This window comes from Micromonospora sp. NPDC006431 (assembly GCF_042870725.1).
Classification (GTDB): Bacteria; Actinomycetota; Actinomycetes; order Mycobacteriales; family Micromonosporaceae; genus Micromonospora.
Window position 1 is genome coordinate 55,535 of sequence record NZ_JBIAHQ010000005.1, and the last position, 13,975, is coordinate 69,509.

Genomic DNA, 13,975 nt, shown 5'->3' on the forward strand with positions numbered 1-13,975 from the left:
GAGCCCGGGCCGCGAACGGGGGCTGGCCGAGAGGAGAGAGGTATCGATCGCTTGCTGCCGGGGCCACGCTAGCAACAACTTTTGCCGGCGAGCAATGGCCAGGTGCTCCTACTTACGGCTGGTCAGCAGCCGCCATGTGACGGTGCCGTCGGACGACGGCCCGGCACGTGCAACGGGGGCGCGGCCCGCCGGCCGCGCCCCCGGACGACGGTGCTCAGTGGAAGAAGTGCCGGGTGCCGGTGAGGTACATGGTCACCCCGGCCTCCTTGCAGGCGGCGATGGTCTCCTCGTCGCGGATCGAGCCACCGGGCTGGACGATCGCCCGGACCCCGGCCTCGATGAGGATCTTCGGGCCGTCGGCGAAGGGGAAGAAGGCGTCCGAGGCGCAGACCGCCCCGCGAGCGCGGTCGGCACCGGCCCGGCGGACCGCGAGCTGCGCCGAGTCGACCCGGTTCACCTGGCCCATCCCGACGCCGACGGTGGCGCCGTCCTTGGCCAGCAGGATCGCGTTGCTCTTCACCGCACGGACCGCCCGCCAGGCGAACACCAGGTCGCGCAGGGTCGCCTCGTCGGCGGCCTCGCCGGTGGCCAGCCGCCAGTTGGCCGGGTCGTCGCCCTCGGCGTCGATCCGGTCCCGCAACTGCACCAGCACCCCGCCGGTGACCTGCCGCCACTCGGCCGGCAGCGGGTTGAACTCCGGGGCGCGCAGCAGCCGGATGTTCTTCTTGGCCTGGAGGACCTCCACCGCGCCCTCGTCGAAGCCGGGAGCCACCAGGACCTCGGTGAAGATCTCCGCGACCTGCCGGGCCAGCGCCACGCTCACCGGCCGGTTGACCGCGATCACGCCGCCGTACGCCGACACCGGATCGCAGGCGTGCGCCTTGCGGTGCGCCTCGGCCACGTCCGCGCCGACCGCGATGCCGCACGGGTTGGCGTGCTTGATGATGGCCACCGCCGGCTGCGCCGGGAAGTCGTTCGCGGCCCGCCAGGCGGCGTCCGCGTCGACGTAGTTGTTGTACGACATCTCCTTGCCGTGCAACTGCTCCGCCTGCGCCAGCCCGGCCGGGCTCGCCGGGTCGGCGTAGAGCGCGGCCGCCTGGTGCGGGTTCTCGCCGTAGCGCAGCACCGCCTGCCGGCGCAGCGCCAGGCCGGCGAACTCCGGCCAGCCGTCGGCGGCCGGCGCCAGGGTGGCCGCAAACCAGTCGGCGACGGCCACGTCGTAGTCGGCGATGTCGGCGAAGGCCCGGGCGGCGAGGGCCCGCCGCTGGGCCAGCGTGAAGCCGCCGTCGGCGAGCGCGGCCAGCAGCGCCGGGTACGCCGCCGGGTCGGTCACCACGGCGACCGAGGCGTGGTTCTTGGCCGCGGCCCGGACCATCGCCGGACCGCCGATGTCAATCTGCTCGACGCACTCGTCCTGGTCGGCGCCGGAGGCGACCGTGGCCTGGAACGGGTAGAGGTTGGAGACCAGCAGGTCGATGCCGGCGATGCCGTGCTCGTCGAGCTGGGCGGCGTGCGCGTCCTTGCGCAGGTCGGCAAGGAGGCCGCCGTGGATCTTCGGATGCAGGGTCTTGACCCGGCCGTCGAGGATCTCCGGGAAGCCGGTCACCTGCTCGACCGGGGTCACCGGCACCCCCGCGCCGGCGATCGTGGCCGCCGTGCTGCCGGTCGAGACGATCTCCACCCCGGCCCCGTGCAGGGCCCGGGCCAACTCGACCAGACCGGTCTTGTCGTAGACGCTGACCAGTGCCCGTCGGATCGGGCGGCGCGCGTCCTCAGTGGTGCTCATGCTGACCCCTCGCCTCGCTCGGCGCCGGCATGCGGCACCACCGCGCGGTGCCGATGATTCGCTCGCTGACGCTCGCTCATGGAACCGTGACCTTTCTGCCGCTGATCGTCCAACCTTCACGGACCAGCCGACCGACCTGCTCGACGAGCTGGCGCCGCTCGGCCTCCTTGATGCGCTCGGTGAGCGTCTCCTCGTCGTCGTCGTCCAGCACCGGCACGGCGACCTGGGCGACGATCGGCCCGGTGTCCATCCCGGCGTCGACGAAGAACAGCGTGGCCCCGGTGACCTTCACGCCGTAGGCGAGGGCGTCCCGGGGGCCGTGGATGCCGGGGAACGCCGGCAGCAGGGTGTTGTGGGTGTTCAGGTAGCGGTCGCCGAACGCGGTCAGGAACTGCGGGCCGACCAGCTTGAGGAAACCGGCGCTGATCACCAGGTCGGGCCGGTGCTCGGCGACCCGGGTGGTGAGCGCGGTGTCCCAGTCGGCGCGGGTCGGATGGTCCTTCAGCCGCTCCACGAAGGTGGGTACCCCGGCCGCGGCGGCCCGGTCCAGGCCGGCGATCCCGTCCCGGTCGGCGCCCACCGCCACCACCCGTGCCCCGTACCCGGGGTCGGCCGTGGCATCCAGCAGCGCCTGGAGGTTGCTGCCGGAGCCGGAGACGAGGACGACGAGGCGGGCGACGGACGCGGGCTCGGTCACGCGGCCACCCTATCGGGCAGGCCGGGGCGTCCAGCGTGCGGGCGGTGAACGTCGCGGGTGATCTCCGGGTGGTGCGGGCACGATACGCTGCCGTCGCCCGGTTCGTTGGCGTAGGCCCGGCCCGGTGTCGGCATCGTGACCTTGGTTCCGGGCCCGTCTGCCGCGGGATCCCGGTGCTGGGCGAAGTGATGCGCAGCAGCAACGGACCATGGACCGTCGACCCCCAGTTTGAGGAGCACCCCGCAATGCAGCCCGGTTACCCCGGTCAGGACCCGTACGGTCAGCAGCCCAACCAGAACCCGACGTCCCCGCAGCCCGACCCGTACGCCCAGCCGCCGCAGGCACCGCAGTACGGGCAGCAGCCCACCTCGGGTCAGCCGTACGGCCAGCAGCCCGACCCGTACGCCCAGCCCCCGCAGGCGCCGCAGTACGGGCAGCAGCCCACCTCGGGCCAGCCGTACGGCCAGCAGCCCGACCCGTACGCCCAGCCCCCGCAGGCGCCGCAGTACGGGCAGCAGCCCACCTCGGGCCAGCCCTACGGCCAGCCGACCTCCGGGCAGCCCTACCAGGACCCGTACGCGCAGCAGCAGCCGTACGGCGCCGCGCCGACGTACCCGGCCGCGGGCTACCCGCAGCCGCAGGGGCAGGGGCAGAACAACAACCTCGGCCTGATCGGCATGATCGCCGGTATCGCCTCGATCGTGCTGGGCCTCTGCTGCCCGCTGCTCGGCATTCCGGCCGGCATCGCTGGCGTGGTGCTCGGTGTGATGGGCCAGAAGAAGGCCCAGCAGGGCCTGGCGACCAACGCGGGCCAGGCCAAGGCCGGCCTCATCTGCGGCGGCATCGGCGTGGTCATCGGCATCATCAACGCCATCGCGGGCGCCGCGATCAACCTGAGCAACCTCGGCTCCTGACCCATCAGAAGGGGGGCGTCCGGCACCGCCGGCCGCCCCCCTTCTCCTTGCCCAGCCCACGCCCCACCGGGTCGATCAAGAGGTTTGCGTCCGGGCTCCGCGGTCGTCCTGACGCAAACTTCTTGATCAACGCGGCGGGGCGGGCGGGCGCGGGGCGGCGGGGCGGGTCGGAGTGGGGGTGGGGCGGGAGGGGGTGGGGGTGGGGGCGAGGGTCTTGGTGGCGGCGGCGCCGAGCAGTGCGCCGGCGGCGACCACCAGGGTCGCCACCCCGGCCACCTGCCACCAGACCGGGCCGATCTCCCCCAGCCGGCCGCCGCCCAGCGGACCGCCGGAGAGCGCGGCGGCCAGGCCGAGCAGCGCCCCGGCGACCGGGCCGGCGAGCGCCGCCGGGACGAGCAGCGCGGGCCAGCCCACCGTCGCCCGCCCGTCGGTCGCGGCCCGCAGCAGCCGCCGGGCCAGCAGCCAGCCGGCCGCCATCCCGGCCAGCACCGGCACCGCGAGCAGTCCCGCGCCGGCGCCGTCCATCGGGCCGCGCGGCAGCCCGGCCAGCAGCGGTACGGCCGGCAGCGCGCCGAGCGAGACCTCTCTGACCTGGACGGCGGTGCCGCTGCCGACGGCGAACCCGGGCCCGAGCAGATAACTGGCCGACCAGACGGTGGCGTTCGGGGCGTACGCGAGGCTGACCAGGGTGATCCCCGCCTGACCGGCCACCCCGGTCCGGTACGCGCCGATCATGTCGGCCGCGTCGCCGCCCCCGGTGGCCACCGACAGGCCGGCCGCCCCGGCGCCCGCAGCGAGCAGCAGCAGCCCGGCGACCAGCCCGGTCCGCACCCCGTCCCGCAGCGGCGGCGGGGAGCGCCGGGCCAGCAGCACCGACACGGCCGTGGTACGCGCCGCGCCGACCAGTGCGCACCCCGTACCGAAGATCCAGAAGGTCACCGCGGCCCGGACCGGGGACACCTGCGGGCCGCCGGCACTGACCGCGATCGCGGCGACGGCGCCGAGCAGCGCGTACCCGATGCCGACGGCGACCGCGGCGGTGAGCGCCTGCCGGGGTGAGCGACCGCCGCGCGCGCCGATGGCCCGGCTCACGTGCACGCCGGCCCGGGTGAGCCGCCAGACGGCGAGCGCGGTGAGGGCGAGCGGCGCCAGGCCGAGCGGCCCGGCGGAGGTCCCCAGCGGCACCCCGTGGCCGAGCAGCCAGCCGGCGGCGCCGACACGCAGCGCACCGGGCAGCGAGCCGGCGTCCGCGCTGAGCTGGGCCAGGCCGAGCACCAGGGTGACCGGCAGCCAGGACGTCACGGCCGCCCACCCGGCCGCCACCCCGGCGGCGACGGGCAGCGGGGCCCGGCCGCGCGACCCCTCCCCGGACCGGGGCGCGGGCACCCGCGGCGCCGGTCGGGCACGGCCGGTCGGCCGGGCACCGCCGGCGACACCGGCGGCGGGACGGCGGGGCTGGTCAGGGGTGACGGGTGGCATCGCGTTCTACTCTGGCATGTCACGCGGGCGACGGCAGTCCGATACCGCTCCGGCAGAGCGGCGAGTTCCCTGATCCACCGGCTCTCCGCCCCCGATCCGGTTAGCCTCGGCCCAGGACGTGGCCGTTCGTCGCCGGCCCGTCCGGGAGGAAGCCGTGAACGCTCCGTACCCGCCGCCACCACCACCGCCGGCCCCCGGCCGGGACCGGACCACTCTCTGGGGCGTCCTGGGGATCGTCCTCGGCCTGCTCTGCTGCGGCATCCTGGGCATCGTCTTCGGCTACCTGTCGATCCGGGACGCGCGGCGTTTCGGGCGTTCGCAACTGCTCGGCTGGCTCGCCGTCGCGCTGGGCGTCATCAACCTCATCGCCAGCGCGATCGTCCGGGCTCGGGGCGCCCACTACCCCTACTGGTACCGCTGACCCGCCGGGCCGGCGGCACCGGACTCGCCCGCCCATGCGCCGCGCAACAAGCCCGCGGGGGCCGACCGGACCCGGTCGACGCCCGCGGTACGTGACCCGGCAGCTCAGCGGCCGGACATGATCTCCCGCATCAGCTTGGCGGTCTCGGTCGGCGTCTTGCCGACCTTCACGCCGACCGCCTCCAGCGCCGCCTTCTTCGCCTCGGCGGTGCCCGCCGAGCCGGAGATGATCGCGCCGGCGTGGCCCATGGTCTTGCCGGGCGGGGCGGTGAAGCCGGCGATGTAGCCGACCACCGGCTTGGTGACGTTGGCCTTGATGAACTCGGCCGCCCGCTCCTCGGCGTCGCCGCCGATCTCACCGATCATCACGATGGCGTCGGTCTCCGGGTCCGCCTCGAACGCGGCCAGCGCGTCGATGTGGGTGGTGCCGATGATCGGGTCACCGCCGATGCCGACGCAGGTCGAGAAGCCGATGTCGCGCAGCTCGTACATCATCTGGTAGGTCAGCGTGCCGCTCTTGCTGACCAGGCCGATCCGGCCGCTGCCGGTGATGTCGGCCGGGATGATGCCGGCGTTGGAGGCGCCCGGCGAGGCGATGCCCGGGCAGTTCGGGCCGATGATCCGGGTCCGCTCGCCCTTCGCCACGTTGTACGCCCAGAGCGCGGCGGTGTCGTGCACCGGCACGCCCTCGGTGATCACCACGGCCAGCTCGATGCCGGCGTCGATCGCCTCGATGGCCGCGGCCTTGGTGAACTGCGGCGGCACGAAGATGACCGTGACGTCCGCCCCGGTCTCCTTCATGGCGTCGGCGACGGTGGCGAACACCGGCAGCTCGGTGCCGTCGAAGTCGACGGTCTGGCCCGCCTTGCGCGGGTTGACGCCACCGACCACGTTGGTGCCGGCGGCGAGCATCCGCCGGGTGTGCTTGGAACCCTCGGAACCGGTCATCCCCTGCACGATGACCTTCGAGTCCTTGGTCAGCCAGATAGCCATGATCAGACCCCCGCAGCCGCCAGCTCGGCGGCCCGCTCGGCCGCGCCGTCCATGGTGTCGACCCGCTCGATCAGCGGGTTGTTCGCGCCGTCGAGGATCGCCCGGCCGGCCTCCGCGTTGTTGCCGTCGAGGCGGACGACGAGCGGCTTGGTGACCTGCTCGCCGCGCTGCTCGAGCAGCGCCAGCGCCTGCACGATGCCGTTGGCGACCGCGTCGCAGGCGGTGATACCGCCGAAGACGTTGACGAAGACGCTCTTGACCGAGGGGTCGGAGAGCACGATCTCCAGGCCGTTCGCCATCACCGCGGCGCTCGCGCCACCGCCGATGTCGAGGAAGTTGGCCGGCTTGACGCCGCCGTGCCGCTCGCCCGCGTACGCCACCACGTCGAGGGTGGACATGACCAGGCCCGCGCCGTTGCCGATGATGCCGACCTCGCCGTCGAGCTTGACGTAGTTGAGGTCCTTCTCCTTGGCGGCCTGCTCCAGCGGGTCCACCGCGGCCTGGTCGACCAGGGCCTCGTGGTCCGGGTGCCGGAACGCGGCGTTCTCGTCCAGGCTGATCTTGGCGTCCAGCAGCAGCAGCTTGCCGTCCTTGGTCTTGGCCAGCGGGTTCACCTCGACCAGCGTGGCGTCCTCGGCGACGAACGCCTGCCACAGCTTCACCGCGACCTCGACGACCTGGTCGGCCACCTCGGTGGGGAAGCCGGCCGCGGTCACGATCTCGCGCGCCTTCGCCTCGTCCACGCCGACGTTGGCGTCGATCGGAGCCTTGACCACCTTCTCCGGGGTCTCGGCCGCGACCTGCTCGATGTCCATGCCGCCGGCCACGCTGGCGATGCAGAGGAAGGTACGGTTCGCCCGGTCGAGCAGGTAGGAGAAGTAGTACTCCTCGGCCACATCCGCGGTCACGGTGATCATGACCTTGTGGACCGTGTGACCCTTGATGTCCATGCCGAGGATGTCGGTGGCTCGGGCCACCGTCTCCTCCGCGCCCTCGGCCAGCTTGACCCCGCCGGCCTTGCCGCGGCCGCCGACCTTCACCTGCGCCTTGACGACCACCCGGCCGCCGAGGCGTTCGGCGATCGCGCGGGCCTCCTCCGGGGTAGTGGCGACGCCGCCGGCGAGCACGGGCAAGCCGTGCCGCTCGAACAGGTCCCGCCCCTGGTACTCGTACAGGTCCACGATTGCGCGTCCCGTCCCGTCTCCGCGGCGCGCCCTCGCGCCGCCACCAGCGTTGGAAAATAAGTTTGACGCCTGTCATCAGATGAGACAGGCCATTTGCCGCAGCCTAACGAGATGGGAACCGGGGGCAACCGAGCGGGTGCGCGGTGTGCCGTAATGCACAGCCACCGTTCCCCGGTACGCCCAGGTGGAATGTCCTCGCCGCGATCGGTAGACCAGGCCTTTCCCCTACCGCACGTGAGGCCGTACCGGGGGCACCCGACCAACGACGGCGATCTGGTCGGGCGGGCTAATTCCGGAGGGCGGGTCAGCCATCCGGGGGATTTACGGAACAGGCGTAACCGCCCGGTGGGGGCGTCGTTGAGTCTGATGTCGGAGCGCTGGTACAGCGCGGCGACGGGAGCGGCCGATGCCCTGTCGGTCGAGGGGTGGCGGCGGGGCATCGTGCATAGAGGGGCCGGGCGTGTGAGGGGTGCGTCCGGCCCCTCCCCCCTGTCCGGAGTTCCCCGGCCGCGTCCGCCCGGCATCCGTCTTTACCGCCTTCCCCGGTCGCGTCCGCCCGGCATCCGTCTTTACCGCCTTCCCCGGTCGCGTCCGCCCGGCATCCGTCTTTACCGCCGCTCGCGCGAACATCGGTCGAGGACCGGGCGCGACCCGGGTCAGGCGACCGGCTGGGCGACGTTCTCCCGGACCCACTCGACAATCGACTGGGTGGTGGCGCCGGGGGTGAAGATCTTGGCGACGCCGAGCCGCTCCAGCTCGGGGAGGTCGGCGTCCGGAATGATGCCGCCGCCGAAGACCACGATGTCGGCCGCGTCGCGCTCATCGAGCAACTCCAGCACCCGCTTGAAGAGCGTCATGTGCGCGCCGGAGAGCACGGAGAGGCCGACCGCGTCGGCGTCCTCCTGGATGGCGGTCTCCACGATCTGCTCCGGGGTCTGGTGCAGCCCGGTGTAGATGACCTCCATGCCGGCGTCCCGCAGGGCACGCGCGACGACCTTCGCGCCCCGGTCGTGGCCGTCCAGGCCGGGCTTCGCGACGACGACCCGGATACGAGAGCTCATCAGCGCACACCTTTCACCGGCTACGGCACTGTCACCTGAACGAACGGTAACCCGCCCGGTCGGGTGCCGGGAACCCGGGCCGGCACCGTTGGGGCCTGTCTCATACGACCGCACCCGCGCCAGGCGGATCCGACGCGCGGAACCCGGGCGGCAGTCAGCTGGAGCACCGCGCCCACTACCGCGCGCCCCCGTACGCCCAAAGCCGGACGCCTCCGCCGAACGGTCACTGTCCGCGACGAACGGACAGTGAGCGGGCCCTCCAACCGGCGGCACGAGACATGACAAGAGCGGATGGAAAGGGACAGAAAGAAACACCATTTCGGCGCTTTGGCTTGTGACCAGTGTGGCTGTTGGCTAACGTGTCCACGGTTGTCATCAGGTCCACGGACGGGTGACGACGCGGCCACCGGACGTTCGACGGAGCTTCATCGAACGGCTGGAGGTCGCATCGGATCCCCGACAACGGAGGGTGTGCGTGCGCCAGCGCCTGTCGTCTGAGCCCGATAGATATCGCGGTCGACGCCGCGTACCCACCCCCCCACGGAGCCGCTACGCCGCGGTCGTGACGACCGCTTTCGTGGGAGCCGGCATCGTCGCCCTCGGCGCGAACGCCCTCCCGGACGCCAAGAGCGTCAGCCCGTCGGCCATCGACGAGCTCAAGCGGGCCTCGATCACCAGCCAGGACGCGGCGAGCCGCGCCGACAGCGCTGACGTGCCGACCCGCGCCGACCGCGGGCAGAGCAAGGCCGCGACCGAGCAGGACGCCTGGCTGCTGCCCCTGCACGGATACGACTTCAACGCGCCCTACGGCGTGCGCTGGGGCAAGTTGCACACCGGCATCGACCTGGTCGCCCCGGAGGGCACGCCGTACACCGCAATCCACAGCGGCACGGTCACCAAGGCGGGCTGGTTCGGCGGCTACGGCTACGCGGTGATCGTCCAGCACCCGGACGGCAGCGAGGCCATCTACGGTCACTCCTCCGAGGTCAGCGTCAAGGAGGGCCAGCAGGTCAAGGCCGGCGACCAGCTCGGCCTGGTCGGCAACACCGGCCACTCCTACGGCTCCCACCTGCATCTGGAGATCCATGTCAACGGCCAGCCGCAGGACCCGGTGCCGTGGCTCATGAAGCGCGGAGTGAACATCCAGCTGGAATTGGAGGACCTCTACAGCGAGGCAGCCGCGTCCTGACGCTGCGCATCGTGCACTGACCGCCCGGATCGCATGATCTGGGCGGTTTTTCGTTGGCGGAAAAGTTGGTTGGGTCACAGCGGGAAGTGTGAGCAGCGCCACGACCGCGCATGATCTTTTTTTCGAGCAAATCGCACCGGAACGGGCTGAACCCGGACACGATCCATCACCGGTCCGGCCGGGCCTCCCGCACCCAGTACCCGCCACGACCGGAGCCGACACCAGTATTTCGAGGTCACGTGCCCCTCGACTGATGAAGGTCCCCGTGCAGGAAGCCAGCTCCAGCCAGAACGAGAAAATCCCGGACGCCCCCGCCCGGCACCGACGGCGCGCGAGCACGGGTCGCCGTGCCACCTACCTGGTCCTCGGCGCGGTCGCCCTGGTCGGCCTCGGCTTCGGCGGCGTCTCCGTCGCGACCGCCGACCATGGCACCCCGGCCCCGGCCGCCGTCGACTTCGACGCCCAGGCCCGCGCCGAGGACGCCGCCCGCGCCGACCGCTCCGTCCGCGAGTCGACCGCCCCGGTCACCCCGTCGGCCACCCCGGCCAGCCCGTCGCCGAGCCCGACTGCGGCCAGCCCCACGCCGACGAGGACGGCCACCGCCAAGCCGAAGCCGAAGCCGAAGAAGACCGTCCCGCCGAAGCCCGCCTGGGTCATCCCGATGAAGGGTGCCACGATCACCTCCTGCTACGGTCCGCGGTGGGGCACCCTGCACGCCGGGATCGACTTCGCGATGCCCGCAGGCACCCCGATCCACGCGGCTGCGGGCGGCACGGTGGTCAAGGCCGGTGACGCCGGCGACGGGTACGGCAACTCGGTCTTCATCGACCACCACAACGGCTACCTGACCCACTACGGGCACCAGAGCCGGCTGATCGTCAGCGTCGGCGACAAGGTGAGCGCCGGTCAGGTCATCGGCTACGAGGGCGCCACCGGCGACGCGACCGGCCCGCACCTGCACTTCGAGGTGCACCAGGGCGCCATGTGGAACCAGATCGACCCGGCGCAGTTCCTGCGCGCCCGGGGCATCGACGTGGCCTGCTGACGGCCACGGCACGAGGCGGGGCCCGGTCCGGCACCCGCCGGGCCGGGCCCCGCCGTCAGAGCTTGTCGATCGGGGCGTGCCGGAGCACCAGCCACATGGTCTGGTCGCCGAAGTCGATCTGCGCCCGGGCGCCCGGGCCGTGCCCCTCGACGGCCAGCACCCGACCCAGCCCGTAGCGCTGGTGGTTGACCCGGTCCCCCACCGACACCTTCGGCGCCTGCCGCAGCTCGCTGGCCGTGGACAGCCGGCTGGCATCCACCCCGAGCCGCTTCGCGAGCTGGGTGGCCTTCGGCGTACCCCCGGTGAAGCCGCCCCGGCCGCCGGGCGCGCGGTCCGCGCGGCCGCCGACGCCGCCGCCACCGCCGGCCCACGAGGTGTACGAGGCCTCGAGGCGCTCCCAGCGGACCAGCTCCGGCGGCAGCTCCTCGAGGAAACGCGACGCCGGGTTGTACGCCGGTGCCCCCCAGGCCGACCGGGTGACCGCCCGGGACAGATAGAGACGCTGCCGGGCCCGGGTGATGCCCACGTACGCCAGTCGCCGCTCCTCCTCCAGCTCCCGGTTGTCGCCGAGCGAGCGCAGGTGCGGGAAGACGCCGTCCTCCAGGCCGCTGAGGAAGACCACCGGGAATTCCAGGCCCTTCGCCGTGTGCAGCGTCATCAGGGTGACCACACCCTGGTGCTCGGGGTCGTCGGCGGGGACCTGGTCGGCGTCGGCGACCAGCGCCACCTGCTCCAGGAACCCGGCCACCGTGGCCCGCTCCTCCTCCTCGCCCAGCGCCTCGATCCGCTCGGTGTATTCGCGGGCGACGCTGACCAACTCCTGAAGGTTGTCCACCCGGCCGGCGTCCTGCGGATCCAGGCTCTCCTCCAGCTCACTGAGGTAGCCCGAGCGGGTCAGCAGGGCCTCCAGCACGTCCTCGGGGGTGCCGGTCGCGGCCAGCTCGCGCGCCGAGTCGAGGAGCGCGACGAACTCGGCGATGCCGTTGGCGGCCCGGGTGGAGATCCCGGGTGCGTCCTTGGCCCGGCGCAGCGCCGCACCGAAGGAGATCCGGTCCCGGCTGGCCAGGGCCTCCAGGCACGCCTCGGCCCGCTCGCCGATGCCCCGGCGCGGGGTGTTGAGGATCCGCCGCAGGCTGACGGTGTCGTCGTCGTTGACCACCGCGCGCAGGTAGGCCAGTGCGTCGCGGACCTCCTTGCGCTCGTAGAAGCGCACCCCACCGACCACCTTGTACGGCAGGCCGACCCGGATGAACACCTCCTCGAAAACCCGGGACATGGCGTTGGTGCGGTAGAAGACCGCCACGTCGCCGGGTCGGGTGTCACCCTGGTCGACCAGCCGGTCGATCTCCCGCGCCACCCAGTCCGCCTCGGCGTGCTCGGTGTCGGCCACGTAGCCGACGATCTGCTCGCCGGCGCCGGCGTCGCTCCACAGCCGCTTCGGCTTACGGGAGGTGTTCCGGTCGATCACCGCGTTGGCGGCGTTGAGGATGGTCTGGGTGGAGCGGTAGTTCTGCTCCAGCAGGATCGTCCGGGCGTCGGTGAAGTCGCGCTCGAACTCGAGGATGTTGCGGATGGTCGCGCCCCGGAACGCGTAGATCGACTGGTCGGCGTCACCCACCACGCACAGCTCGGCCGGCGGGATCCCCTCGGTGCCGGAGACCAGCTCCTTGATCAGCACGTACTGGGCGTGGTTGGTGTCCTGGTACTCGTCCACCAGCACATGCCGGAACCGGCGCCGGTAGCTCTCCGCGACGTGCGGGTGCGACTGGAGCAGATGCACCGTGGTCATGATCAGGTCGTCGAAGTCCAGCGCGTGCGCCTCGCGCAACCGCCGCTGGTAGAGCGTGTAAGCCTCGGCCAGGGCCCGCTCGTTGGGCCCCTTGGCCCGGGCGGTGAACGCCTCCGGGTCGACCAGCTCGTTCTTCAGGTTGGAGACCTGGGCCGCCAGGCCGCGCGCCGGGTAGCGCTTCGGGTCCAGGTCCAGCTCGCGGGCGACGAGCTGCATCAACCGGCGCGAGTCGTCCGCATCGTAGATCGAGAAGGTGGACTTGAGCCCGGCGTGCTCGTGCTCGGCGCGCAGGATCCGGACGCAGGCCGAGTGGAAGGTCGACACCCACATCAACCGGGCGCGCGGGCCGACCAGCGCGGCCACCCGCTCCTTCATCTCGCCGGCGGCCTTGTTGGTGAAGGTGATCGCGATGATCTCGCCCGGGTGCACGTCCCGCGCGGCGAGCAGGTACGCGATCCGGTTCGTCAGCACCCGGGTCTTGCCGGAGCCGGCGCCGGCCACGATCAGCAGTGGGGAACCGGCGTGGGTGACCGCGTCCCGTTGGGGACCGTTCAACCCGTCGAGGAGTGCCTGCGGATCCGGCCGGACGGCCCCGGGCCGGCGCGACGGGGCCGGGCGGGACTCCGGCGCGGGCGGGGGCGCGGGAATGTCGAAGAGAGGATGCATCGCACGGCGAGTCTATGCCGCCCGGCGGACACTTCCCGCCCACGCCGGCCCGGACGAGACGAAGCCGTCAGCGCCCCGTCCCATCTGTTGGCGGGTTTCCTTGCGCGCCGGGCCCGCCGGTCGGCATACTCGACGACGTGTTCGGTCAGCGCTTCTACTTTTACTACGGCACCGGGAGTCCGGCAGCCGTAGGTCGCGCCTGATCACAGACCTGCGAAAGCCCCGGGCTCCTGGAGCCCGGGGCTTTTTCGTCCCGGGATCCGGGCACCGGGCCCGAGACCCGAAGGGTACGACGATGATGACTGACGTGGTGGAGTCCAGCGGCAGCCCGGCGCGACACGACCGGTCCGGCGACACCGACCCGACCGGGGCCGCTGCGGCGCGGACCGGCACCGACGACTCGGCGGCCGCCGAGCGGATCGTGGCCATCCGCGAACGGATCGACGAGATCGACCGCACGATCATCGCCCTCTGGCAGGAGCGGGCCGCGCTGTCCCAGGAGGTCGGGGCCACCCGGATGGCCTCCGGCGGCACCCGCCTCGTGCTGTCCCGGGAGCGGGAGATCCTGGAGCGGTTCCGGGAGGCGCTCGGCGCGGACGGCACCCAGCTCGCGCTGCTGCTGCTCCGCGCCGGCCGTGGCCCGCTGTGAGGAACTCGGACGGCGGCTCCAGGTCGTGGCGCGGCGACAGACCGGCCTTCATTCGGTCCGGAGCGCCGCCTGGCGGCGCGGAGGCCGAATTGTATGGCCGCCC

General features: G+C 72.6%; 12 protein-coding genes. 5 read left to right on the forward strand and 7 right to left on the reverse strand.

Annotation, left to right across the window (positions count from 1 at the left end; genetic code table 11):
• Positions 1–214: 214 nt before the first annotated feature.
• Positions 215–1,786 carry a bifunctional phosphoribosylaminoimidazolecarboxamide formyltransferase/IMP cyclohydrolase gene (gene purH, locus ACFYM6_RS11805; protein WP_387274680.1) on the reverse strand — a complete coding sequence of 524 codons (1,572 nt, stop codon included), beginning with the start codon at positions 1,784–1,786 and terminating at the stop codon, positions 215–217.
• Positions 1,787–1,862: 76 nt separating this feature from the next.
• Complete coding sequence (gene purN / locus ACFYM6_RS11810; protein ID WP_387274682.1) at positions 1,863–2,483, reverse strand: phosphoribosylglycinamide formyltransferase; 621 nt, start codon at positions 2,481–2,483, stop codon at positions 1,863–1,865.
• Positions 2,484–2,728: 245 nt separating this feature from the next.
• Here purN and ACFYM6_RS11815 point away from each other — a divergent pair, with 245 nt between their 5' ends.
• On the forward strand, positions 2,729–3,397 hold the full coding sequence (locus tag ACFYM6_RS11815; RefSeq protein WP_387274684.1) for a DUF4190 domain-containing protein: 669 nt from the start codon (positions 2,729–2,731) through the stop codon (positions 3,395–3,397).
• 126 nt (positions 3,398–3,523) lie between these two features.
• Here the strand turns inward: ACFYM6_RS11815 and ACFYM6_RS11820 are convergent, their stop codons facing one another.
• Positions 3,524–4,876 carry a DUF6350 family protein gene (locus tag ACFYM6_RS11820; RefSeq protein WP_387274686.1) on the reverse strand — a complete coding sequence of 451 codons (1,353 nt, stop codon included), beginning with the start codon at positions 4,874–4,876 and terminating at the stop codon, positions 3,524–3,526.
• A gap of 154 nt (positions 4,877–5,030) precedes the next feature.
• Between ACFYM6_RS11820 and ACFYM6_RS11825 the strand changes: the two genes are divergently transcribed.
• A complete protein-coding gene (locus ACFYM6_RS11825) occupies positions 5,031–5,297 on the forward strand; it encodes a hypothetical protein (protein ID WP_073834831.1) in 267 nt (88 codons plus the stop codon).
• 104 nt (positions 5,298–5,401) lie between these two features.
• On the opposite strand, the gene sucD is transcribed toward ACFYM6_RS11825, so the two are convergent.
• The 3 genes from sucD to ACFYM6_RS11840 form a co-directional block, all read right to left on the reverse strand.
• Positions 5,402–6,289, reverse strand: a complete 888-nt coding sequence (gene sucD, locus ACFYM6_RS11830) for a succinate--CoA ligase subunit alpha (RefSeq protein ID WP_387274688.1) — start codon at positions 6,287–6,289, stop codon at positions 5,402–5,404.
• A 2-nt stretch (positions 6,290–6,291) separates the two neighbouring features.
• On the reverse strand, positions 6,292–7,470 hold the full coding sequence (gene sucC / locus ACFYM6_RS11835; protein WP_387274690.1) for an ADP-forming succinate--CoA ligase subunit beta: 1,179 nt from the start codon (positions 7,468–7,470) through the stop codon (positions 6,292–6,294).
• Positions 7,471–8,129: 659 nt separating this feature from the next.
• Positions 8,130–8,534 carry a cobalamin B12-binding domain-containing protein gene (locus tag ACFYM6_RS11840; RefSeq protein WP_387274692.1) on the reverse strand — a complete coding sequence of 135 codons (405 nt, stop codon included), beginning with the start codon at positions 8,532–8,534 and terminating at the stop codon, positions 8,130–8,132.
• A gap of 475 nt (positions 8,535–9,009) precedes the next feature.
• Here ACFYM6_RS11840 and ACFYM6_RS11845 point away from each other — a divergent pair, with 475 nt between their 5' ends.
• Both ACFYM6_RS11845 and ACFYM6_RS11850 read left to right on the forward strand, forming a co-directional pair.
• A complete protein-coding gene (locus tag ACFYM6_RS11845) occupies positions 9,010–9,723 on the forward strand; it encodes a M23 family metallopeptidase (RefSeq protein WP_387274694.1) in 714 nt (237 codons plus the stop codon).
• A 253-nt stretch (positions 9,724–9,976) separates the two neighbouring features.
• On the forward strand, positions 9,977–10,768 hold the full coding sequence (locus ACFYM6_RS11850; protein WP_387274696.1) for a M23 family metallopeptidase: 792 nt from the start codon (positions 9,977–9,979) through the stop codon (positions 10,766–10,768).
• Between the two features lie 55 nt (positions 10,769–10,823).
• Here ACFYM6_RS11850 and pcrA read toward each other — a convergent pair whose 3' ends face one another.
• The gene (gene pcrA, locus ACFYM6_RS11855; protein WP_387274698.1) at positions 10,824–13,223 is read right to left on the reverse strand and encodes a DNA helicase PcrA; all 2,400 of its coding nucleotides are present in this window, start codon (positions 13,221–13,223) and stop codon (positions 10,824–10,826) included.
• Positions 13,224–13,518: 295 nt separating this feature from the next.
• Between pcrA and ACFYM6_RS11860 the strand changes: the two genes are divergently transcribed.
• The gene (locus ACFYM6_RS11860; protein WP_387274700.1) at positions 13,519–13,872 is read left to right on the forward strand and encodes a chorismate mutase; all 354 of its coding nucleotides are present in this window, start codon (positions 13,519–13,521) and stop codon (positions 13,870–13,872) included.
• Positions 13,873–13,975 lie beyond the last annotated feature (103 nt).